This window comes from Paenibacillus medicaginis, assembly GCF_042138635.1.
Lineage (GTDB): Bacteria > Bacillota > Bacilli > Paenibacillales > Paenibacillaceae > Paenibacillus > Paenibacillus medicaginis.
The window spans coordinates 14,284-36,168 of record NZ_JBHIRY010000035.1; the positions used below are offsets into that span (position 1 = coordinate 14,284).

At 52.9% G+C, this 21,885-nt stretch carries 20 protein-coding genes and 1 other annotated feature; all 20 genes read left to right on the forward strand.

The window, feature by feature from the left end; genetic code table 11:
• Positions 1–15: 15 nt before the first annotated feature.
• The 20 genes from ccsA (at position 16) to minD (ending at position 21,841) form a co-directional block, all read left to right on the forward strand.
• On the forward strand, positions 16–843 hold the full coding sequence (ccsA, locus tag ACE5LO_RS23730; RefSeq protein WP_375522439.1) for a cytochrome c biogenesis protein CcsA: 828 nt from the start codon (positions 16–18) through the stop codon (positions 841–843).
• A gap of 6 nt (positions 844–849) precedes the next feature.
• Positions 850–1,500: a precorrin-2 dehydrogenase/sirohydrochlorin ferrochelatase family protein gene (locus ACE5LO_RS23735; RefSeq protein ID WP_375522440.1), complete on the forward strand. Its 651-nt coding sequence runs from the start codon at positions 850–852 to the stop codon at positions 1,498–1,500.
• A 2-nt stretch (positions 1,501–1,502) separates the two neighbouring features.
• Positions 1,503–2,432: a hydroxymethylbilane synthase gene (gene hemC / locus ACE5LO_RS23740; RefSeq protein ID WP_375522441.1), complete on the forward strand. Its 930-nt coding sequence runs from the start codon at positions 1,503–1,505 to the stop codon at positions 2,430–2,432.
• A 4-nt stretch (positions 2,433–2,436) separates the two neighbouring features.
• Positions 2,437–3,978 carry a uroporphyrinogen-III C-methyltransferase gene (gene cobA / locus ACE5LO_RS23745; protein ID WP_375522442.1) on the forward strand — a complete coding sequence of 514 codons (1,542 nt, stop codon included), beginning with the start codon at positions 2,437–2,439 and terminating at the stop codon, positions 3,976–3,978.
• A 71-nt stretch (positions 3,979–4,049) separates the two neighbouring features.
• Entirely contained in the window at positions 4,050–5,057 is a 1,008-nt protein-coding gene (gene hemB, locus ACE5LO_RS23750) for a porphobilinogen synthase (protein ID WP_375522443.1), read from the forward strand.
• A gap of 1 nt (position 5,058) precedes the next feature.
• Positions 5,059–6,360, forward strand: coding sequence for a glutamate-1-semialdehyde 2,1-aminomutase (gene hemL / locus ACE5LO_RS23755; RefSeq protein ID WP_375522444.1), 1,302 nt, complete (start codon positions 5,059–5,061; stop codon positions 6,358–6,360).
• Positions 6,357–7,265 carry an RluA family pseudouridine synthase gene (locus ACE5LO_RS23760; RefSeq protein WP_375522445.1) on the forward strand — a complete coding sequence of 303 codons (909 nt, stop codon included), beginning with the start codon at positions 6,357–6,359 and terminating at the stop codon, positions 7,263–7,265. Before hemL ends, ACE5LO_RS23760 begins: the two co-directional genes overlap by 4 nt.
• A 247-nt stretch (positions 7,266–7,512) precedes the next feature.
• Positions 7,513–8,757 carry a LysM peptidoglycan-binding domain-containing protein gene (locus ACE5LO_RS23765; protein ID WP_375522446.1) on the forward strand — a complete coding sequence of 415 codons (1,245 nt, stop codon included), beginning with the start codon at positions 7,513–7,515 and terminating at the stop codon, positions 8,755–8,757.
• A 176-nt stretch (positions 8,758–8,933) separates the two neighbouring features.
• Positions 8,934–9,191 (forward strand) — a binding site (T-box leader).
• A 68-nt stretch (positions 9,192–9,259) separates the two neighbouring features.
• Positions 9,260–11,926, forward strand: coding sequence for a valine--tRNA ligase (locus ACE5LO_RS23770; RefSeq protein ID WP_375522447.1), 2,667 nt, complete (start codon positions 9,260–9,262; stop codon positions 11,924–11,926).
• 31 nt (positions 11,927–11,957) lie between these two features.
• Positions 11,958–13,334 (forward strand): bifunctional folylpolyglutamate synthase/dihydrofolate synthase, encoded by a 1,377-nt coding sequence (locus ACE5LO_RS23775; protein ID WP_375522467.1) that lies wholly within the window; start codon positions 11,958–11,960, stop codon positions 13,332–13,334.
• Between the two features lie 4 nt (positions 13,335–13,338).
• Complete coding sequence (gene murC / locus ACE5LO_RS23780; RefSeq protein ID WP_375522448.1) at positions 13,339–14,721, forward strand: UDP-N-acetylmuramate--L-alanine ligase; 1,383 nt, start codon at positions 13,339–13,341, stop codon at positions 14,719–14,721.
• A 162-nt stretch (positions 14,722–14,883) separates the two neighbouring features.
• Entirely contained in the window at positions 14,884–15,999 is a 1,116-nt protein-coding gene (locus ACE5LO_RS23785) for an SPOR domain-containing protein (RefSeq protein ID WP_375522449.1), read from the forward strand.
• 119 nt (positions 16,000–16,118) lie between these two features.
• Positions 16,119–16,361, forward strand: a complete 243-nt coding sequence (locus tag ACE5LO_RS23790) for a DUF4321 domain-containing protein (protein ID WP_375355260.1) — start codon at positions 16,119–16,121, stop codon at positions 16,359–16,361.
• A 23-nt stretch (positions 16,362–16,384) separates the two neighbouring features.
• Entirely contained in the window at positions 16,385–16,993 is a 609-nt protein-coding gene (locus ACE5LO_RS23795; protein WP_375522450.1) for a Maf family protein, read from the forward strand.
• Positions 16,994–17,006: 13 nt separating this feature from the next.
• Positions 17,007–17,696 carry a RadC family protein gene (gene radC / locus ACE5LO_RS23800; RefSeq protein ID WP_375522451.1) on the forward strand — a complete coding sequence of 230 codons (690 nt, stop codon included), beginning with the start codon at positions 17,007–17,009 and terminating at the stop codon, positions 17,694–17,696.
• 138 nt (positions 17,697–17,834) lie between these two features.
• A complete protein-coding gene (locus ACE5LO_RS23805; protein WP_375522452.1) occupies positions 17,835–18,869 on the forward strand; it encodes a rod shape-determining protein in 1,035 nt (344 codons plus the stop codon).
• Positions 18,870–18,921: 52 nt separating this feature from the next.
• Positions 18,922–19,752, forward strand: coding sequence for a rod shape-determining protein MreC (gene mreC, locus ACE5LO_RS23810; protein WP_375522468.1), 831 nt, complete (start codon positions 18,922–18,924; stop codon positions 19,750–19,752).
• Positions 19,752–20,282 (forward strand): rod shape-determining protein MreD, encoded by a 531-nt coding sequence (gene mreD / locus ACE5LO_RS23815; protein WP_375522453.1) that lies wholly within the window; start codon positions 19,752–19,754, stop codon positions 20,280–20,282. Before mreC ends, mreD begins: the two co-directional genes overlap by 1 nt.
• 95 nt (positions 20,283–20,377) lie before the next feature.
• Complete coding sequence (locus ACE5LO_RS23820; protein WP_375522454.1) at positions 20,378–21,043, forward strand: septum site-determining protein MinC; 666 nt, start codon at positions 20,378–20,380, stop codon at positions 21,041–21,043.
• Positions 21,044–21,046: 3 nt separating this feature from the next.
• Positions 21,047–21,841: a septum site-determining protein MinD gene (minD, locus tag ACE5LO_RS23825; RefSeq protein WP_375522455.1), complete on the forward strand. Its 795-nt coding sequence runs from the start codon at positions 21,047–21,049 to the stop codon at positions 21,839–21,841.
• The last annotated feature ends 44 nt before the right edge of the window (positions 21,842–21,885 follow it).

The window sequence follows — 21,885 nt, forward strand, 5'->3', positions numbered from 1 at the left end:
GGCAGGTGATCGGCTGTGTTGCCGGGCAGCGGTGTCTATGACGCCTTGATCTATACTTACGCCCTGAGCCTACTGTTCGTATTCTCGGATTGCATTCGGCGCAATACGAGTGCCAAACGGATAGGCACAGGGCTTCTTGTCGTCGTGTTGGTCTTTCAACTCGTATTTATGGGAATCAGAACCTGGGTGGAGGGGCATCTTCCTTTTCTGATCACCTATGATTTTTTGTTTTTGTTCGCCTTTATCCTTGTCATCATATCCTTGATTATGAGCAGGTATCAGCGTCTGGAATTTACGGTCTTCCTGCTGAATCTGATCGGCTTCAGCGTCATCGTACTGAACAAGTTGTGGTTTCAGCCGGTCGACAATCCGCTGGCTAACTGGCAAACGGTGCATGGGTTGCTGATTCTGCATATTGCACTGGCTAATTTGGGGTTTGCGGCTTTGACGGTTGCCGCGGTGTTTTCCTTGATGTATCTGTTTCTCCATCATAGATTGAAAGCCAAAAAATGGACTGAAACGACACGCAGGCTGCCAAGCCTGGAGGTGCTGGACCGCTATACGCATACGGCGATGCTTATCGGTGCGCCGCTGCTCGCTGTTTCCGTGCTCATTGCCGTGATATCGATTATCGCTGAGGGAAGATGGGGGCTGCTGCTCGATTTGAAGGTGCTGGCCACAGCCGCGTCCATGTGTATATATGTCATCTATCTGATCAGCAAGCGTTCCAACCAGCATTCCGGCCTGGTTATGGCCCGGTGGGCGCTTGTGGGCTATGCTTTTCTGATTATGAATTTCCTTGCGAATTCGTGGTCTGCATTTCATCAATGGACAGGGGAGTGAGAGGGCATGGGCAGGCATTTGGTCCCTGTTATGCTGCGATGCGAGGGGAAAAGCTGCTGTATAATAGGTGGAGGTGCGGTTGCAGATCGAAAGGCAAAGAGTCTGCTGGGTAGCGGCGCGGCACTTACGGTCATCAGCCCCACCATAACCCGTGGCCTGCAGGCTATGCTGGAAAATAATCAGCTCCGCTGGATCAAACGCCCTTATCGCGAGGGGGATCTCCAGGGAGCGTTTCTTGTATATGCGGCTACGGATGATCCAGAAGTGAATGATGATGTGATGCGCGAAGCACGTCGTAGGAGTATACTGGTGAATGTGGCAGATCATTCGGAAAAAGGGGACTTTATTACGCCTGGCGTGGTAAGGCGGGGCAGACTCGTTTTGAGTGTTTCAACCTCGGGGGCTGGCCCTTCCGTATCCGCAGCAATAACTTCGAAGCTTGAAGAGACGTTTGGCTTAGAGTATGAGGCCTATTTAGATTTTATGTATGAGATGAGAACCCGTATCAAAGGCAGGGTGCCTGATCCGGCTGTCCGGGCCCGTCTGCTTAGAAGGCTGGCATACAGCGGTATATTGGAACAGATCCGCGGCGGCCGTTTCGCGGAGTGGACGAAGCCTGAGATGGACAGATGGATTGCCGAGAACCAGGAGGAGTAGACATGCGAACGATAGTGGTGGGGAGCAGACAAAGCGCGCTTGCGCTTACACAGACCGGTTATGTTATAGATGACTTGAAGGCGATTTGTGTCAGACATGGGATCGATATGGACTTTGAAATCCGCAAAATTGTAACGAACGGCGACCGGATTCTTGATGTAACCCTGTCCAAGGTGGGCGGCAAGGGGCTGTTTGTGAAAGAAATCGAACAGGCGATGCTGGACCGCGAAATTGATATGGCGGTGCACAGTATGAAGGATATGCCTTCCGAGCTCCCGGAAGGATTAGTAAACGGTGCTGTGCCGAGGAGAGTCGATCACCGCGATAGCCTTGTATCGAAGTCTGGGAAGGGGCTCATGGAGCTCCCGCATGGCGCGAAGGTTGGCACAAGCAGCCTGCGCCGTTCCAGCCAGCTTCAGTCGCTTCGCCCTGATCTGGTTCTTGAGCCGCTGCGCGGCAACATCGACTCCAGGCTGCGCAAGCTGGAGACGGAAGGTTTTGACGCGATCATTCTGGCTGCAGCCGGACTTCACCGGATGGGCTGGCAGGACCGCATTACGGAATACATACCGGAGGATGTCTGCTTGCCTGCGGTTGGGCAGGGGGCGCTCGGAATTGAATGCCGCGGGGAAGACAAGGAATTGCTGGAGCTGCTTTCTTTATATAATGACGAAGCTACTGCAGCGACGGTGGCAGCGGAACGGCGTTTCCTTGGTGAATTGAACGGAGGCTGTCAGGTTCCCATCGGTGCCCATGCCATGCTGGAGGAATCCGGGGTCATTCGGCTGACCGGGATGGTAGGCACTCCGGATGGAGCGGTTATTCTTAAAGATACGCTTGCAGGAAAGGACCCGCTGCAGTTGGGGGAGCGGGTTGCGGCAAGCCTGAAAGCCAAGGGCGCAGAACAGATTCTGTCAGAAGTAAGGGGATGACGTGATGGCAGGTAAGGTTTATTTAGTGGGGGCAGGACCTGGCGATGCGCGGCTGATTACAGTGAAGGGCTGGCAGTGCATGCAGAAGGGGGACGTTGTCGTCTATGACCGTCTCGCGAGCCCGCGGTTGCTGGGATTGATGAAGCCCGGGGCAGAGAAGATTTATGTCGGCAAGCTTCCGGACCGTCATACGATGAAGCAGGAGGATATTAACCGCCTGCTGGTGGATTTGGCGCTGGAGGGAAAAACGGTCATCCGTCTCAAGGGTGGCGATCCTACCATTTTCGGCAGGGTCGGCGAGGAAGCAGAGCTGCTGAGACAGCATGGAATTCCTTATGAAATCGTACCAGGCATCACTTCTGCCATCAGTGTGCCGGCTTATGCCGGTATCCCGGTTACCCATCGGGACATGGCCTCATCGCTTTCGATTATTACCGGGCATGAAAGTCCCGACAAGCTGGACCAAAGCATTCATTGGGACAAGGTAACGAATGCGACCGGTACGCTCATTTTCCTGATGGGAGTAGCGAAGATCGGCTATATCAGCGAACAGTTGATCAGACACGGTCGGTCTCCGGAAACGCCGATAGCGCTCATCCGCTGGGGTACGCGCGCCGAGCAGGAGACGCTGGTGGGCACGCTGGCGGATATTGAAGCCAGCGTGAAGGAAGCGGGCTTTAAACCCCCGGCGGTGATTGTGGTCGGGGAAGTGGTCCGCCAGCGTGAGCAGCTGAAGTGGGCGGAAGACATGCCCTTGTTCGGCAAACGCATCCTCGTCACCCGCGCCCGCAGTCAGGCGAGCTCTTTGGTACAGTGTATCGAAGATCTGGGCGGAGAGCCGTATGAATTTCCTGTGCTGGAAACCCGCCTGCCACAAGGGGAAGAACAGTACGGGCAAATACGTGAGGCATTGACCCGGCTGCATGAGTATGACTGGGTTTTCTTTACCAGCGTAAACGGAGTGGAATATTTCTTCCAGCATCTGGAGCGGGAAGGGAAGGATATACGTTCTTTACATAAGGCGCGTATTGCGGCTGTCGGACCTGCTACCTGTACGGCGCTGCGCAGCCGCGGCGTGGCGGCTGAACAGCTGACAGGCAACTTTCAGGCCGAGGGAATAATGGAGATGTACGGGCGGGAAATGCAGGCAGGCCAAAAGGTGTTATTGCCGCGTGGCAATCTGGCGCGCGCCTGGCTTCCTGACCAACTGCGTGAGCTGGGACTGGAGGTAACGGAAGCCAGCCTGTATGAAACCGTGCCGGCTGATGTGCGGGACGATGAATTGATCTCCCTGCTGGAGCAGGGAGCAGTGCATGCCATTACGTTTACCAGTTCCTCGACCGTCACCTATTTTATAAGAGCTCTGCGGCAGATGGGCATCGAAAATCCGCCTGATTTGCTGAAAGACATCATGATTGCCGTCATTGGTCCTGTCACCGGAAAGACGGCGGAAGAAGAGGGGATGAAGGTCGGACTCATGGCGGAAGAAGCAACGATAGGCAGCCTGGTTAACGCGCTTTGTGCCTGGAATAAGCGGACGGAATAAGAGGCGGAGGAAAGGAATATCGCTTTCAAATTCGCCTTTGACTGATATCAAATTGTTGGGAGTGTATACGCATGAATTTATCATTTACAAGGCACCGTCGCCTTCGCCAATCCGCAGCCATCCGCAGCATGGTGCGGGAAACGGTTCTGACCCCGGCTGATTTCATTCAGCCGATTTACGTCACCTATGGCAAGGGAGTCAAGCATGAAATCAAATCCATGCCCGGCGTGTACCGCTTCTCGCTGGACATGCTCGAAGAGGAACTGCAGGAGATCGTCTCGCTGAACATTCCGGCTGTTCTCCTGTTTGGCATTCCTGAGACGAAGGACAGCGTGGGATCGTCTGCCTATGCGGAGAACGGCATCGTACAGGAAGCGATCCGGCTCATTAAGTCGCGTTACCCGGACCTGCAGGTTATTGCGGACACCTGTCTTTGCGAGTTCACGGACCACGGCCACTGTGGCATGGTGCATACCTTCGAACGGGACGGAGAACTGTGCGGCGATGTATTAAATGACGAATCGCTGGAGCTGCATGTGCAGACGGCAATATCCCAGGCGCGGGCAGGCGCGGATATTATCGCTCCTTCCAATATGATGGACGGTTTTGTGCAGGCAATCCGCAGCGGGCTGGATGAAGCGGGCTTCAGTCACATTCCGATTATGTCTTATTCCGTAAAATACGCGTCCGCCTTTTACGGGCCTTTCCGCGAAGCGGCTGATTCCGCTCCGCAGTTCGGAGACCGGAAGACTTACCAAATGGACCCTGCCAACGCTCGCGAGGCGCTGCGTGAAGCGGAATCGGATGTGCTGGAAGGTGCGGACATGCTGATGGTCAAGCCGTCACTCTCCTACCTTGATGTGATGCGTACCCTCAAGGACCAGTTCGATCTTCCGCTTGTTGCTTACAATGTCAGCGGCGAATATGCGATGGTCAAGGCGGCCGCCCTTAACGGGTGGATCGACGAAAAGACGATGGTTCTGGAAATTCTGACAAGCATGAAGCGCGCGGGTGCGGACATGATTATTACGTATTCGGCCAAGGATGCGGCCAAGTGGCTGCTGGAAGGAGGACGATAAGATGAATTGGGAAGCTAAGGTCCGGACGGATGAGCGGTCGCACGCGGCTTTTGAAGAAGCGAAGCAGTATATTCCCGGTGGCGTGAACAGTCCTGTTCGTGCTTTCAAATCTGTCGGGATTACACCGATTTATATTGATCGTGGAGAGGGCTCCCGTGTATATGACATTGACGGCAACTCCTTTATCGATTATGTCGGTTCATGGGGACCGCTCATTATGGGGCATGCGCATCCCGACGTAATCAGCGCTCTGCAGGAGGTTGTCGTAAAAGGGACAAGCTTTGGCGCTCCAACGCTGATCGAAACGGAAATGGCGAAGCTTGTCTGCGCGCGCGTTCCTTCCATTGACATTGTGCGCATGGTGAATTCGGGGACGGAAGCAACCATGAGCGCTATTCGCCTTGCACGCGGGTATACAGGACGAAGCAAAATATTGAAATTCGAAGGCTCCTATCACGGTCATGCCGACAGCCTGCTGATCAAGGCCGGATCGGGCGTAGCCACCCTTGGGCTTCCGGACAGTCCCGGCGTGCCGGAGGGGGTTGCAAGCAATACGATTACCGTTCCGTACAACGATCTGGAGTCCGTTCAGCTTGCATTCGAGAAGTTCGGCGAGGAAATCGCCGCAGTCATCGTGGAGCCCGTCGCTGGCAATATGGGCGTCGTTCCGCCGCAGCCGGGATTCCTGGAAGGACTCCGTAAAGTAACAAAGGAGCAAGGCAGCCTGCTCATTTTTGATGAGGTGATGACCGGCTTTCGGGTAGGACTCTATTCAGCACAGGGGCGCTTCGGCGTGACACCGGATCTGACCTGCCTCGGCAAAGTGATCGGAGGAGGACTTCCAGTCGGAGCGTACGGAGGACGCAGGGACATTATGGAGCAGATGGCTCCCACCGGTCCGGTATACCAGGCGGGCACGCTCAGCGGGAACCCGCTCGCCATGACCGCCGGCTACACGACGCTTAAGCTGCTGACACCGGAGGTTTACAACCGGCTTGAGCAACTGGCGTCCAGACTGCAGGCAGGCTTTGAACACAATGCAAAGGACAGGGGAATCCCTGTTACGATCAACAGGGTCGGTTCGATGGTGTGCCCGTTCTTCACGGATCGTCAGGTCGTGAACTATGATACGGCCAAGACCAGCAATATTGACCATTTCCGCCGTTATTTCGCAGGCATGGTCGATCAAGGGGTCAGTGTGGCGCCATCGCAATATGAAGGCATGTTTGTTTCAGGCGTTCACACCAATGAAGATATTGATGCGACGATCGAAGCAAACTATTATGCATTAAAGCAGCTATGAGCTGGCGTGATGGCTGGAACAGGAGAGGCATCTGGCTTGAGGTTGCTCCGGGGAAAGAAGTGACGGGCAGCGAACAGAAGGAGGAGGCCGCCGACCGGTGGCTTCTGGAGGTGCTCGGTCTGCCGGAAAAGCTGTGGCGAAGAATGCGTCATGAGAAGCAAATCCGGCTGGCCGGGGACCGGCTAAGGTTGGCCCTTTTTCCGGCAAGGGTGCTTGGCATCGAACCAAGGTGGCATGAGCTTACCGTCTTGTACGAGGATGACTTTTGTCTTGTGGTGCATAAACCGACGGGTATGGCCGTTCACCCTGATTCATCCGGTTCCAGCGGTCCTCTTACATTGAATCATGCCGTGGCGGCCTATTATGAGATGAACGGCATCGAAGCGGCGGTCAGGCATGTACACCGTTTGGACAATGACACGACTGGTCCCGTACTGTATGCTAAAAATGAATTTGGTCTGCTTAAGCTGGACGAACAAATGAGAGACAAGCAGATCGGGCGCCGTTATGCTGCGCTCGTGGCTGGCAGGGTGTCCCCGGGATTGCGTACTATTGATCTGCCGATCGGAAAGGACCGGCATGACAAGCAGCGAAGACGTGTATCACCTTCCGGCCAGACGGCTGTGACCCATGTTGAGCTTGGAGAGCATCTGGGGACAGCAAGTCTTGTGTATTTAACGCTTGAGACCGGACGCACGCATCAAATTCGTGTGCACCTCAGCCATGCAGGGCATCCTCTGCTTGGGGATGTGCTGTACGGAGGCCGCAGAAGTGATTTTGCCAGACAAGCGCTGCACGGGGAGTCGCTGTCTTTCAGGCATCCCCTGACAAATGAAAGGATTCAGATCGCCGACCCGTTGCCGGACGATTTCCAGGCGCTGTATGACCGGCTGAAAAATAAATAACCGCGCTGCCTGTATGCTTTCTGTACCCTTGTGGAGCGTAAGCGTATGGATTGAAATATATCTGACAGCCGCCGCCACTGTCCCTACGTCACGCTCTCGTGGAGCGTGTGGATTGAAATGCTGACTGCCTGCGCTTAAATGTAGGCATGTCATCCTTTTTGGCGCATATACATAACCGAGAAGAGGAGCATGGAGTCTCCGTGCCGCATGAGCGGAAGCGGAAGCTGCCGAAAGGAGGATGCCGTCTATGGATAACCGGTCCTACGGTTTGCGTTTTGATATTTATGAACGTGTCCATTTAACGGAGGATGTTGCAGGGATTGCCGAGCTTGAAGAAATTGAACTGGTTCCGCGCATTCAGGTGGTGACTCAGGAGGAGCATGCCGCACTTCGCGGTCATTTACAGCTGCAAGGCGTATACAGGGGAGAGGAAAATGAAATCAGGGAGCTGTACCACCAGATCCCGGTTGAAATTACCATTCCGATGAACCGTGTCACCAGGCTTGAGGATATTTCGATGGAAATAGAAAACTTTGATGTGGATCTGCTGTCCTTGCGGAGCTTGAATATCACGGGCATATTGACGCTGTACGGGGTTGACGGCTCGCAGACGGAGGAAGCACCTGGCTGGGGTGATGACGGATACACGGCAGCTCATACTCCAGTGCCGGAGCAGCAGAATAAGCAACAACAGCAGGATAAGCAGCAGCAACAGCCTGAACAACTACAGTCTGAGCAGCATCAGTATGAACAGCAATTTGAGCAGCAGCAAGAGCAGGAGCAGGCACTTAATGAAGATTCGATACAGACATTCTGGAATCCCCAACCGGAAGCAGCGCAGCCGCAGGAAGCCGAGGATCATACACTCGCAGATGTGATTCGCAATGAGGATCAGGAGATTGCGGATTTTACCAACGGCAAACCTGTAGTCTGGGAGCTGGAGTCCGAGCGGGAAGAGCCGGTGAAGGCAGTGGTCCGTGAGCCGGAGTCTGCCCCTGAGCATGAACCTGTTGAAGTGTTCAAGCAAGATATCCCGATCACGGCTGAACGGCCGGAAGAGCAGATTTCTTTTGCGGAGCCTTCTGTTACGACGTTGTCAGACACACCGGCAGAGGAGAAAAAAGAGCCGAAGGTTGCTTTTGGAAGCAAAAAGGAACCCGGTGTCGTAGCGGCCGAAGCTGTACCATATTCTTCACTGATCACTTCACGTCCTGCCAAGGAAGCCGAACTCGCGTATGATGAAAGCGCTGATCTGACTGCCCCCGAAGAAGACGGCGAACCAGGGGCGGATAACGGGAAATGGAAAACTCTTTTTCAGCATGGATTTCAGGAGGAAACCAAGTTCCGCAAGGTCAGGCTGTGCATTGTCCAGCGTGAGGAGACGCTGGAATCGATTGCGGAACGGTACGAACTGAGCGCACGTGAGCTGCAGATGCATAACCGGCTAAGCGAACAGAACGTAGAAGAAGGCCAGGTTCTGTATATTCCATAATAGCTTGAAGACCCGGACAGCCTGCCGCATGACAGCGGCGGGTTGTTGGTATGCAAAGGGGAAGTCAGGGTTATGCTAAAGAATATATGTCTGAAATTGTGCGCCTCGACAGTTGACTAAGAGGGGCAGGCAAGTTATTATGTGGTATATCAGTTTAAGGGAACCAAGAGCTTATATGAAAGACATTGAACGGGAAGAGTAGGCAGTATGTCCTTCAGAGAGCGGAATTGCAGCGCTGGGAGATTCCGCAGGAACCAACTGGCTGAAGTCGCCCGGGAGTCGCCTGTTTGAACATGCGCATTGCGTAGGCCATTAGTAGAACAAGGCCGGTGAGCGGCCGTTATCCGCATGAGTGTCACAATCTGTGCTGTTTTCGGACGGTATGGGTGTGAAACAAAGGTGGTACCGCGAAAGAACAGCCTTTCGTCCTTTGAGGATGACGGGCTTTTTTTATGCCCAAAAAAACGACCAATTCCAAAACCAATGATGGAGGTAAGGAAGCATGTCAGAACAAACGAATAAAACAACCCTGGAAATGCCGACAACGTACGATCCGAAAGCGGCGGAACAGAAATGGTATAAAACGTGGATCGAGAAAGGATACTTCCGCGCAGGCCGCTTTCCGGAGGCGGAGCCTTTTACGATCGTTATTCCTCCCCCGAACGTAACCGGAATGCTGCATATGGGACATGCACTGGATTTTACGCTGCAGGATATCATTATCCGTGTGAAGCGGATGCAGGGCTATGACGCTTTGTGGCTTCCGGGCGCCGACCACGCCGGGATTGCTACGCAGACCAAGGTGGAGCAGAAGCTGCGTGAAGAAGGGCTCACCCGCTATGATCTCGGCAGGGAGAAATTTCTGGAGAAAGTATGGGAATGGAAGGAGCACTATCTCGACAACATTCACAATCAATGGGAAAAGATGGGTTTTTCACTGGACTATTCCCGTGAGCGGTTCACTCTGGACGAAGGGTTGTCCAAAGCGGTACGGACCGTTTTTGTCAAGCTTTATGAAAAAGGTCTGATTTACCGGGGCAAGCGTATTATCAACTGGGACCCGGTTGCCCGCACCGCTCTTTCCGATATCGAGGTAGAACACAAAGAAGTCAACGGCCACCTGTACCATTTGCAGTACCCGCTGAAAGACGGAAGCGGTCATATCACTGTGGCGACAACCCGTCCGGAAACGATGCTTGGGGATACGGCGGTTGCTGTTCATCCTGAAGATGAGCGGTATAAGGACATGATTGGCAAAATGCTCGTTCTGCCACTCACGGGACGGGAGATTCCTGTGATTGCCGACGACTACGTAGATAAAGAATTCGGCAGCGGTGCCGTTAAAATTACTCCGGCACACGATCCGAACGATTTTGAAATGGGACAACGCCATAATCTGCCGCAGATTATCGTTATGGACGAGGATGGCAAAATGAACGCCGAAGCCGGGAAATATCAAGGGCTTGACCGCAGTGATTGCCGCAAGCAGATCGTAGCGGACCTGAAGGAACTGGGCGTGCTTATCCGCATTGAAGACCATGTGCACCAGGTAGGACACAGCGAACGGACCAATGCAGTTGTCGAGCCTTATCTGTCCACACAATGGTTTGTTAAAATGCAGCCGCTGGCTGAAACGGCCATTGAAGCGCAAAAGAGTGGAAAGGGCGTTAATTTCGTTCCGGACCGTTTTGAAAAAATCTACATGCACTGGATTGAAAATGTACGGGACTGGTGTATCTCACGCCAGCTATGGTGGGGCCACCGCATTCCGGCATGGTATGACGCGGATACCGGTGAAGTGATCGTATCGGCTGAGGATCCAACGACTCTGCCTGAATATGCAGGCAGAAATCTCAAGCAGGATGAGGATGTGCTCGACACCTGGTTCAGCTCCGCCCTGTGGCCTTTTTCTACGCTGGGCTGGCCTGAGCAGACGGAAGATCTGCAGCGCTACTATCCTACCAATGTGCTGGTAACAGGCTATGATATCATCGGCTTCTGGGTATCCCGTATGATATTCACGGCCCTTGAATTCACAGGCGAGATTCCTTTCAAGGATGTTCTCATTCACGGCCTGATCCGTGCCTCCGACGGACGCAAAATGTCCAAATCGCTCGGCAACGGGGTAGATCCGCTTGAAGTGATCGACAACTACGGCGCCGACGCCATGCGTTACATGGTAGCTACGGGCAGCACACCGGGACAGGATCTGCGGTTCCGTGAGGAACGTGTCGAACAAGCACGGAATTTTGCAAACAAAATTTGGAATGCTTCCCGCTTTGCGCTGATGAATCTGGATGGATTTACCGCTTCCGACATCGACATTACAGGCGAGCTCAGCACGGCGGACCGCTGGATTCTTCATCGTCTGAACGAAACTTCGCGCGATATCACGCGTCTAATAGATGCCTATGAATTTGGCGAAACAGGCCGATTGCTGTATAACTTCATCTGGGACGATCTGTGCGACTGGTACATTGAATTTGCCAAGCTGTCCCTCTATGGTGAAAATGCTGCGGCCAAAAAGAAAACGCAGTCCGTGCTTTCCTACGTGCTTGACCGCACGCTGCGCATGATTCACCCGTTCATGCCTTTCATTTCGGAGGAAATCTGGCAGCATCTGCCGCATGAAGGGGAGACAATCACGCTTGCTTTATGGCCGGTTTATGATCCTGCATTCGAAAACAGCGGGGCCGTAGCGGAAATGAACCTGCTGATGGATGTGATTCGGGCCGTACGTAATATTCGTGCCGAAGTGAATGTACCGATGAGCAAAAAAGTAGAGCTGCTGATCAAGGCGGGTGATCAGTCGCATCTTGATATCCTGACCCGCAACAGCGACTATGTGCGCCGCTTCTGCAATACCTCGGAGTTTGAAGCCGGGCTGGATATCATTGTTCCTGAAAAGGCGATGACGGCCGTAGTTACAGGTGCCGAGCTGTATCTTCCGCTGGCAGGGCTGCTGGATATTGACCAGGAGATCGCCAGACTCGAGAAGGAACTGCAGCATTTGGACAGCGAAGTGCAGCGGGTAGAGAAGAAATTAGCCAACGAAGGATTTGTGGCGAAGGCCCCTGCCAAGGTAATAGAAGAGGAACGCGCGAAGCAGGCCGACTACACGGAAAAACGCGATAAGGTGATTGCCCGCATTCAAGAGCTTAAGGGGTAATATGAAATCCATCGACATGAAGGTGAAGAAGATGTCGGATGTGCGCGGGACCGCTGCTGCGGCCCCCTTACAAACATACAATGAAGCGGTGGAATGGATTAACGGACTCATTCCTTTCGGGATTCGGCCGGGGCTGGAGCGGATTGAACAGCTGATGACCCTGCTGGGCGAGCCGCACCGCCACCTGAAATTTGTACATGTCGCGGGAACGAACGGAAAGGGCTCGACCTGCGCCATGCTGACGTCGGTGCTGCTGCAGTCCGGGTATGATGTGGGGACATTTACGTCCCCGTATATCACCAAGTTTACGAATCGTTTTCAATTTAACGGTGAGGATATACCGGAAGAAACACTGCTTGAGCTGGCCAACCGTTTGCATCCATTTGTAGCGGAGATTGCGGCGACAGAGCTGGGCTCGCCTACGATGTTTGAGGTGTCGACGGCCCTTGCGATTCTCTATTACGCTACTGTTACTTTTCCCGATGTTGTGGTATGGGAGACCGGCCTCGGGGGAAGGATGGATGTTACCAATATCGTTACTCCGATTGTATCGGTGATTACCAATGTCGGATACGACCACACTGATATTCTGGGGGATACGCTGGAGCAGATCGCAGCGGAAAAAGCGGGTATTATCAAGTCCGGCGTGCCTGTAGTCAGTTGTGTAACCCAGCCTGGAGCGGCGGAGGTCATCAGGAAGACCGCGGCGGATAAGCGGGCATCGCTGTATATGGTTGGCGAACAGTTTACCTATAAGCCCTCCGGCGGAGGTGAGAACGGACAGACCTTCGTATTCCGGGGGCCTTTCCGGGAACTGGAAATCAGCCTCGGCCTGCTGGGTGAGCACCAGTGTGCCAATGCTGCGGGAGCCATGATGACGCTGGAAGTCATGCGTCAGTATTTGGCGTTTGTCCTGGATGACGAGGAATTGCTGGCGGGTTTCAGGAACGCCCGCTGGGCAGGAAGGCTCGAGCAGGTGTCCGGCAATCCGCGGATCGTCATTGACGGTGCGCATAATCCTGAAGGGGCGGAGTCGCTTGCCAATAGCCTGTCATCAATCTACCGTTACCGGAAACTGATTTTAATGATGGGCATGCTGGCAAACAAGCATCACGAAGCATACTTGAAGCATATACTGCCACTAGTGGATACGCTTATCCTGACCGAACCCGATTTCCGTCGCAAAATGGATGCAGCCGAAATGGCAGGGATCGTGGAGAAGCTCCGGCTGTCCTATGCTAAAGAACATGTGGAAGTCATCGTGGAACAGGACTGGAGGAAGGCTCTGGCGCAGCTGAAGTCCCGCACGGAAGCGGAGGATCTGGGGGTAGTCTCTGGCACATTATACTTGATATCTGATGTGCGCGCGGCCCTTTTGCATCAAAGCGATTCGGAAAAAGGTTGGTGAGATCTTGTTAAATACTACGGAACATGTACATTTTATTGGTATCGGCGGTTACGGGATGAGTGCCATTGCACGCGTTATGCTGGAAATGGGCTATACTGTAACGGGATCGGATGTGGCTTCACAGGAATTGACGGAAAAACTGGCGGCCAAAGGCGCCAAAATATATATCGGCCATACAGCGGAGCATGTTCAGGGGGCGGACCTGGTCGTTTATTCCACGGCTTTGTCCAGGGACAATGTGGAACGTGTGACGGCAGAGCAACTGAATATTCCCACATTGCACCGTTCGCAAATGCTGGCAAGGCTGCTGAATGAACGCAAAGGGGTAGCCGTAGCCGGCGCGCACGGCAAAACGACAACCTCGTCCATGATCGCCCTCGTGATGGAAAAATGCGGGGCTGACCCGACGTACATCATTGGCGGGGAAATTATGAATGTGGGGACAAATGCCAAGGCCGGAGAAGGTGAATGCGTGGTTGCAGAGGCGGATGAGAGCGACGGTTCATTTCTGCAATATCATCCCTGGATCGGCATCGTGACCAACATTGAGGCAGATCACCTTGAAAATTACGACGGGGATTTTAACCGTTTGAAGAGCGCTTATGTTCAGTTTTTGAACCAGGTCCGTCCGGAGGGCATGGCTGTCATTTGTGCCGATGACCGGAATATTCAGGAGATTCTCCCCAAGATGTCCTGCAAAGTGACTGCTTACGGCATTGATCAGCCTGCGGATTATACGGCATCGGATATTCAATTAGGGGATCGCCAGTCCTCGTATACCCTGAACAAGGGCGGTGTTCCTTTGGGAGTAATTCGTTTGGCCGTTCCGGGTAAACACAATATTTACAACTCCATGGCCACGGTCATTGCATGCATGGAGGCGGGTCTGGAATTTGATAAAATTGCGGCGGCCATCTTCGAATTCAGCGGTGCCAAACGCCGTTTCCAGGTGCTTGGGGAGGCGAACGGTATTCTGGTAATCGACGATTATGCGCACCACCCTACGGAAATTGAAGCCACCATCAGTGCAGCCAAAGCGACCGGGAAGCGGATTATCGCGGTATTCCAGCCGCAGCGCTACACGAGGACCTTCTTTTTGCTGGATGCGTTCAGCCGTGCCTTCAATGAAGCAGATGAAGTCATCATTACGGACATCTATTCCCCGGCCGGTGAACAAGAGATAGAAGGAGTTCATTCTTCCAAGCTCGTCGAATTGATCGTTCAGAACAGCAATGCCAACACGGTATATGTTCCGAGCAAAGAAGCGGTTATTGAGCGGCTCGGTGAGCACCTTCAACCCGGAGATCTTGTCCTGACGATGGGGGCGGGGGATATCTGGAAGGCCGGTGCGGCGCTTGCACGCAGAATGAAGGAAAAAAACATATGACCCCAAAAACGGGGATGTCTCGCAAGTATCCTTCTACTGAGGATGAGAGACATCCCCGTTTTTTCTTGTTTGCATGACATTTTTGGAAAAGCTTTTGCATAAAGGACGCTCCTTCTTCATACATCTGAATTGTAGGCAGTAAGGGACAAGGGAGTGTGCGGAGTGAACAATGGGAAAATGACATTCCGGTTCGATCAGGAAGGAAGAGAAATCAACCCAAGCCACAATAAGGAACGAAATCCCCCGCAGGTGGAGCGTCCCGTTTCCGGTGACCATCCTGTTGAGGCCTTCCAGTCGTTCCCTGCAAGCAGCAGCGAGCAGCGGAAGCCGGCCGAGGCAGTGGAGGATTACTATTTTGCAGAGGAATGGCAGGACCCCTTCAGCGCTTCCACGGCATCATGGTCCGCACCAGGATATCGGGATACAGGATCAGGGGTTCTTGCTCCCTCCCCTCCGAAGCGCCAGAACACCTCAGGCTGGAAGCTGTTCGGGTCTGTGGCCAGTGCGCTGATGACCGGAGGGCTTTTTGGATATATTGTTCTGTATTTGTTTCAATCGCCGGGCAATGCGGAGATTCCTTCCCTGCCTGCATGGTCTCAGACAGCTGCAGGGAACGGGGCGCAAACGAACGGCGCTGCTTCCGTTTCTTTAATCACGGCGGATATTCCCTCACAAAGCTTCTATATGCTGCAATACGGGGTGTTCAGTACGCCGGAGGGGGCCGAGCAGGCGAAGACGGAGCTGCTGCAGGCAGGAACGGCCGCGGGGACGGACCTTTCGGACAGCTATCGTGTATATGCCGGAATATCGCCGGACAGGGAGGAAGCGAAGCTTCTCGGCAGCCGCCTGCAGAGCAGCGGAATCGATCTGTATGTGCGGGAGCTGCAGTTGCCCTCTCTTGATCAGGCTTTCTATAACGGCAGCGAAGATACGCTCCTTTCCTATTTCACAACGAGCACTGAACTGATCCAGCGGTTATGTCACCTGTCCGCCTCCCTGCTAAGTGATGAGCAGCTCCAGTCCGTCTCCGAATCGGACATGACATCGCTGAACACACTGCATCAGCAGTGGATGCAAGAGCTCTCGGCATTGACGCAGGGGCTTCCACCGGAGGGGAAGACACTGTCGTCCAGTCTCGACAAGTCTATGAACGGGGCCATAACGGCTCTTTCCGAATTCAATAAAAACAGCTCAAAAGGACATCTGTGGGAGATTCAATCCATGATGATGGAGTATGTCCGTCAGCAGAAGCAGCTGCTTGAATTCCTGAAACAGTAAGCATTCGCCAGCCATCCGGCAGGGAACTGGAAATAGTTCCCCTGCCGGATTTCTGTTTGTATTGAAAAGAAAATCACCGTATAATATGAGGGTGTCAAAAAATGGCGAGGTAGGTCAAGATGAAGAAGAATGCAGGAATGCTTTTATTGTTCATATTGCTGGGTTGGCTTGTCGGAGCATGGATTGCCAAGGCTCTGCAGTCTGTCAGCGTATTGTCTTTTCTTACCCGAGCCACCGACATATCCTGGTCGCCTCGGGCTGATCTGGATATTATAAGCTATAACATACACATTCAATTGCAGATGAGCCTGCTGAGCCTGATCGGTATCATTGCCGCTGTCTGGCTGTACCGCAGGCTTTAATTACTGAAAAAGGAGCCTTGCTCTTGGAAGAGACATGCACGCCCAAGCTTATACTGGCATCGGCTTCTCCGCGAAGAAGGGAATTGCTTGCTTCCTTGCAGCTTCCGTTTGAGGTCGTGCCAAGTCATGCCGATGAATCTGTAGAGGCAGGCTGGAGCCCCGATAAGATTGTGGAGACACTGGCCTTGCGCAAGGCCGGGGCTGTCGTACGTACGGTCAGGGAGCAGTATGACAGCGCCTTGATCATCGGCAGTGACACCATTGTAGTACTGGACGGTGAAGTATTGGGAAAACCGGTTGACAAAGCGGATGCGGCGAGGATGATCACTTTACTGCAGGGCAGAACACACCGGGTATTTACAGGAGTAGCCTGCATACATACGGGGACCGGCGAGCAGCACGTTGGCTTCCGGGAAACTGCCGTGACCATGAAACCGCTTGATGCAGAGGCGATTGCTGCATACGTTGAGACAGGAGAGCCTGCAGACAAAGCGGGCGCTTATGCCATTCAGGGACTTGGCGCTACATTGATCGAAGGTATTCAGGGTTGTTATTTTAATGTGGTGGGGCTGCCGATTTCGCTGCTCTCGGACATGCTGTCCGGTTTCGGAATCCGCGTGCTGCGCCCGTAAAGGGGAAGAAACAATGGAGTCGCCAACCTTAATGCTTCGCGACATCCCCCATGAGGACAGACCACGAGAACGAATGCTTCAGTATGGGCCGGAAGCCGTAAGCAATGCTGAACTGCTGGCTATTTTACTACGTACGGGAACTCGCAGCGAATCTGCGCTGCATGTGGCCCACAGGGTTCTTCAGACCGCTGGGAGCCTGCGCCAGCTTGTAGATTTGAACGTATCGGAGTTTACACAAATCAAGGGAATCGGTCTGGCCAAGGCGATCCAGTTAAAGGCAGGCATGGAACTGGGGCGGAGGCTTGTTCTGGCGCGCCATATGGAGTCGCCTGTCATCAAGAGCCCGCGTGATGTGGCCGATATGTTGTCCGAGCAGCTTCGTTATTTGCAGAAGGAGCATTTTGTATGCCTGTTTCTGAATACGAAAAACCATGTTATTGCCCGGGAAACGCTGTCTATCGGCAGCTTGAACGCGGCTGTGGTGCACCCCAGGGAAGTATTCAGGGCCGCCATCAAGTGCAGCAGCGCTTCCATCATTTGCGCCCACAATCACCCGAGCGGTGATCCGTCACCAAGCACCGAAGATATCCAGTTGACCCGTCGTTTGATTGAGGCGGGAAATATCGTCGGGATCGATGTGCTGGATCACATTGTCATCGGTGACGGAAAATACGTCAGTTTGAAGGAGCAAGGACTTATATAATATAATGTGTTGAGGATTTTAGCTAAAATCCGACGGATTTATGGTTTATACGTTTTTTTACTGCTGATGAAAATGATGGCCGTGCGGCGTGATACACAACAAAAGAGAATTTCAGGGAATAGAAAAGGAGATTACAGCATGTTTGGTGGATTTACTAAGGATTTGGGAATTGATCTGGGGACAGCGAATACGCTGGTATATGTACGCGGCAGAGGCATTGTGGTAAGAGAGCCATCGGTAGTTGCGCTTCGTACGGATACCAAGAGCATTGAAGCGGTTGGTGAATCGGCCAAGAAGATGATCGGCCGGACTCCGGGGAACATCCGCGCCATCCGCCCGATGAAGGATGGGGTTATTGCAGATTTCGACACGACCGCTACGATGATCAAGTATTTTATCCGCCAGGCTCAGAAACAGCGCTCATTCTTCCCGCGGCACCCTAACGTTATGGTATGCGTGCCATCAGGCATTACCGCAGTGGAACAGCGTGCGGTCGAGGATGCGACCAAGCAGGCTGGAGCCCGCGAAGCTTATACGATTGAAGAGCCATTCGCCGCAGCCATCGGTGCGGATCTTCCTGTATGGGAGCCGACGGGCAGCATGGTTGTGGATATCGGCGGAGGAACGACCGAGGTAGCCGTCATTTCTCTCGGGGGCATTGTGACAAGCCGCTCCGTGCGTGTGGCGGGGGACGAAATGGACGAATCCATCATTCAATATATTAAGCGCCAGTATAATCTGATGATCGGTGAGCGTACTTCGGAGCAGCTCAAGATGGAAATCGGCTCGGCTATGTCGCTGGAGCAGGTGGAAACGATGGAAATCCGCGGCCGTGACCTCGTATCCGGACTCCCCAAAACCATTACGATTACTTCCGATGAAATCAGCGAAGCGCTGTCCGACACTGTGAGTGCAATCGTGGACGCAGTTAAAGTTACACTTGAGAAATGTCCTCCGGAACTTGCGGCTGACATTATGGACAGAGGTATTGTGCTGACAGGCGGAGGGGCACTGCTGCGCAATCTGGACAAGTTGCTTGCCGACGAAACGGGAATGCCGGTCATTGTCGCCGAGAATCCGCTGGATTGTGTAGCGATTGGTACGGGCAAGGCGCTGGAAAATATTCATTTGTTCAAATCGCGCAGCAGCTCTGCAGTCCGCTCCAAACGCTGAGACGGGGGTGTAACAACTGTTTAAGCTGCTAGGCAACAAAAGGCTTTTCGTTCTGTTAATCGGTATCGTGTTGTTTATTGCCTTGATGGGAATTACGCTCGGACAGCGGCAATCCCTTTCCTGGCCTGAGAAGTTTGTGAGAGATACGACCGGTTTTGTACAGAGTATTTTTTACAAGCCCGCTGCATTTATAGCGGGCTTCTTTGAAGATATCGGCAATATGAGGGCCATTTATGAGGAGAATGAACGGCTGAAGATCGGTGCAGCCCAGTATCAGACGGATAAGGTCCGCTTTAGCGGTCTGGAGGAAGAGAACAAGCGGCTGCAGGAGGCCCTGAACTTTACGGAGACGCAGCGTAACAAGTACAACTATGAGAACCGGATTGCGCAAGTCCTTAGTGTGAGCGGTAACCCGACAGACAAAACACTGGTCATCGATATTGGCTCCAAGGACGGGGTCAAGCCGGGAATGGCGGTCAGATCCATCGGCGGTCTCGTCGGGACCATCAGCAATACAAGCAATTTCAGTTCTACAGTCAAGCTTCTCACCTCTTTGGATGCCAAAGACCCGACCTCCAACGGGATTGCGGTTACGGTGGTCGGCAAGGAAGAATCCTTCGGCGTGCTGGAAAACTACAACCCGGCTAATGGCGGAACCTTTGAAGTGACTAAGATTAAAGAGGATGATCCCATCAAAGATGGAGACCAAATTATGACATCCGGTACTGGGGGAGCGTTCCCAAAATACCTGCTGGTCGGGAAAGTAAAGGAAATCCGTGTGAGCGAGTTCGGCCAGACGCGAACGGCTATTATTGAGCCTGCAGCAAACTTTGTGGACTGGAAGGAACTGTTTGTTGTGTTTACCCCAGAGGTGCAGGAATAATGCGGATGCGCGGCCAAGTTTTGATTCTGCTGCTGTTCGTTTTGTTTATTGCGGAGGATACGATCCTTCCCTGGCTTATTCCGGATGCCTGGCAGTTCCGTTTTTCGCCGAATCTCACGTTTGTTGTTATCCTTTTTGTGGCGGTTTATTACAGCCGGCATACTGCTCTTGTACTGGGTCTGGTATTTGGACTGTTGCATGATATTATTTTTTACGGTTCCATGATCGGGGCTTACTCGTTTGCCATGGGACTGTCCGCTTATGTAATGGGGCTTGTTTTTCATTCACCGCGTGCGCTGATGCCGGTTATGATGAGCGTTGTTCTGCTGGGAAGCCTGTTGCTCGATTCCACCGTCTTTGGCATATACCAGCTTTTTCAGTTGAACCATCAGTTCTTTGACTGGGCGCTTGTGGAATACATGGTTCCCGACTTGTTTTTGCACTTTGTGTTTGCCCTTATTATTTATGTTCCAGTACGAAAGCAGCTTGAACGGCTCGAAAAACGGGTGAAAAAGGAAGAAGCGGCCTGAGTGGGCCGTTCGGGATGTGGAAGGACGATTTTTCCATGGTTTAGCAGGATTTTGGCGTTCCGACACGAAATGATTGGGATAGGAGGTACAGGCTAATGGCGGTAAAATCGAATCTTGTTACGATTAAAGGCATCAAAGACGGCCTGGTATTCCTGCTGGACGATCAGTGTGAATTTGAGGAATTGCTCGAAGAACTGCGTTATAAACTGGAACATACTCACCAAAATATTTTGACCGGACCGATTGTGCATGTGGATATTAAGCTGGGGAGCCGCGAAATCGGCAGCAGGCAAAAGGAGCTTCTGCTCGATACATTAAAGCAAAAAGGAAATTTGCTCATCCGTTCCATTGAGCCACCTGGGTCTAAGTCTGAGCCAGAAAAGAAAAAGGAAAGCATTTACACGGTAACAGGAATGGTCCGGTCGGGACAGGTGCTTCATCATGACGGAAATCTGCTTTTTCTGGGAGATGTCAATCCCGGCGGAACGATAACTTGTACGGGCGATATATTTGTTCTGGGCGCATTGCGCGGGATAGCTCATGCGGGTAACGAAGGCAACAGGAACGCTATTATTGTCGCTTCCTACTTCTCTCCGACACAGCTCCGAATATCCGATGTAATCAGCCGCCCGCCGGACGAATGGGAAGCACGCGAGGCCGGAATAGAATTTGCGTATTTGCAGGAAGGCACCATGCAGATCGACAAGATGAGCAATATAGGCCGACTTCGCCGGGAATTTAATGTGTTTAAAGGAGTGTAGCACATGGGAGAGGCTATAGTCGTGACTTCAGGAAAAGGCGGCGTCGGCAAAACGACGACGTCAGCCAATATAGGTACCGCTCTTGCGCTACTCGGTAAAAAAGTATGTCTGGTGGATACCGACATCGGGCTGCGCAACCTGGATGTTGTGATGGGGCTGGAAAACCGGATTATATATGATTTGGTCGACGTTGCGGAAGGACGCTGCCGTTTGAATCAGGCTTTGGTGAAGGATAAGCGCTTTGACGAGCTGTACATGCTGCCCGCTGCGCAGACCAAGGACAAAAATGCCGTCTCGCCTGAGCAGGTGAAAGATATTATCCTTGAACTGAAAAAGGATTTTGAATATATCATTATCGACTGTCCGGCCGGCATTGAGCAGGGCTTCAAAAATGCCATTGCAGGCGCGGATCAGGCCATCGTTGTGACGACACCGGAGAACGCCGCTGTGAGGGATGCCGACCGTGTGATCGGCCTGCTGGAAAGCTCACATATTGCGTCTCCGAAGCTGATCGTGAACCGCATTCGCAACAGTATGGTTAAATCAGGGGATATGCTGGACATCGACGGTATACTCCAGGTGCTTAATATTGATCTCGTCGGTATTGTTCCTGATGACGAACTGGTAATCAAGGCGGCGAACACAGGGGAGCCTACGGTCATGAATCCTGACTCCCATGCTGCGATCGCATACCGCAATATTGCCAGACGCATTCTGGGAGATACGGTGCCTCTGATGCAGTTGGACCCAAAACAGGGTGTACTGACACGTTTCAAAAAATTTCTCGGCATAGGCTGAGTGTCTTCAATTAGCTGCAGAATATTACAGCTATCTTACTTTTT

What these genes read in the sequence shown, in the direction of transcription:
- radC (WP_375522451.1), top strand. Translation starts at nt 17,007, where the DNA reads ATGGAGTCGCCAACCTTAATGCTTCGCGACATCCCCCATGAGGACAGA.
- minD (WP_375522455.1), top strand. Translation starts at nt 21,047, where the DNA reads ATGGGAGAGGCTATAGTCGTGACTTCAGGAAAAGGCGGCGTCGGCAAA.
- ACE5LO_RS23805 (WP_375522452.1), top strand. Translation starts at nt 17,835, where the DNA reads ATGTTTGGTGGATTTACTAAGGATTTGGGAATTGATCTGGGGACAGCG.
- ACE5LO_RS23735 (WP_375522440.1), top strand. Translation starts at nt 850, where the DNA reads ATGGGCAGGCATTTGGTCCCTGTTATGCTGCGATGCGAGGGGAAAAGC.
- mreD (WP_375522453.1), top strand. Translation starts at nt 19,752, where the DNA reads ATGCGGATGCGCGGCCAAGTTTTGATTCTGCTGCTGTTCGTTTTGTTT.
- ACE5LO_RS23765 (WP_375522446.1), top strand. Translation starts at nt 7,513, where the DNA reads ATGGATAACCGGTCCTACGGTTTGCGTTTTGATATTTATGAACGTGTC.
- hemB (WP_375522443.1), top strand. Translation starts at nt 4,050, where the DNA reads ATGAATTTATCATTTACAAGGCACCGTCGCCTTCGCCAATCCGCAGCC.
- hemC (WP_375522441.1), top strand. Translation starts at nt 1,503, where the DNA reads ATGCGAACGATAGTGGTGGGGAGCAGACAAAGCGCGCTTGCGCTTACA.
- hemL (WP_375522444.1), top strand. Translation starts at nt 5,059, where the DNA reads ATGAATTGGGAAGCTAAGGTCCGGACGGATGAGCGGTCGCACGCGGCT.
- ACE5LO_RS23760 (WP_375522445.1), top strand. Translation starts at nt 6,357, where the DNA reads ATGAGCTGGCGTGATGGCTGGAACAGGAGAGGCATCTGGCTTGAGGTT.
- ACE5LO_RS23790 (WP_375355260.1), top strand. Translation starts at nt 16,119, where the DNA reads ATGAAGAAGAATGCAGGAATGCTTTTATTGTTCATATTGCTGGGTTGG.
- ACE5LO_RS23775 (WP_375522467.1), top strand. Translation starts at nt 11,958, where the DNA reads ATGTCGGATGTGCGCGGGACCGCTGCTGCGGCCCCCTTACAAACATAC.
- ACE5LO_RS23770 (WP_375522447.1), top strand. Translation starts at nt 9,260, where the DNA reads ATGTCAGAACAAACGAATAAAACAACCCTGGAAATGCCGACAACGTAC.
- ACE5LO_RS23820 (WP_375522454.1), top strand. Translation starts at nt 20,378, where the DNA reads ATGGCGGTAAAATCGAATCTTGTTACGATTAAAGGCATCAAAGACGGC.
- cobA (WP_375522442.1), top strand. Translation starts at nt 2,437, where the DNA reads ATGGCAGGTAAGGTTTATTTAGTGGGGGCAGGACCTGGCGATGCGCGG.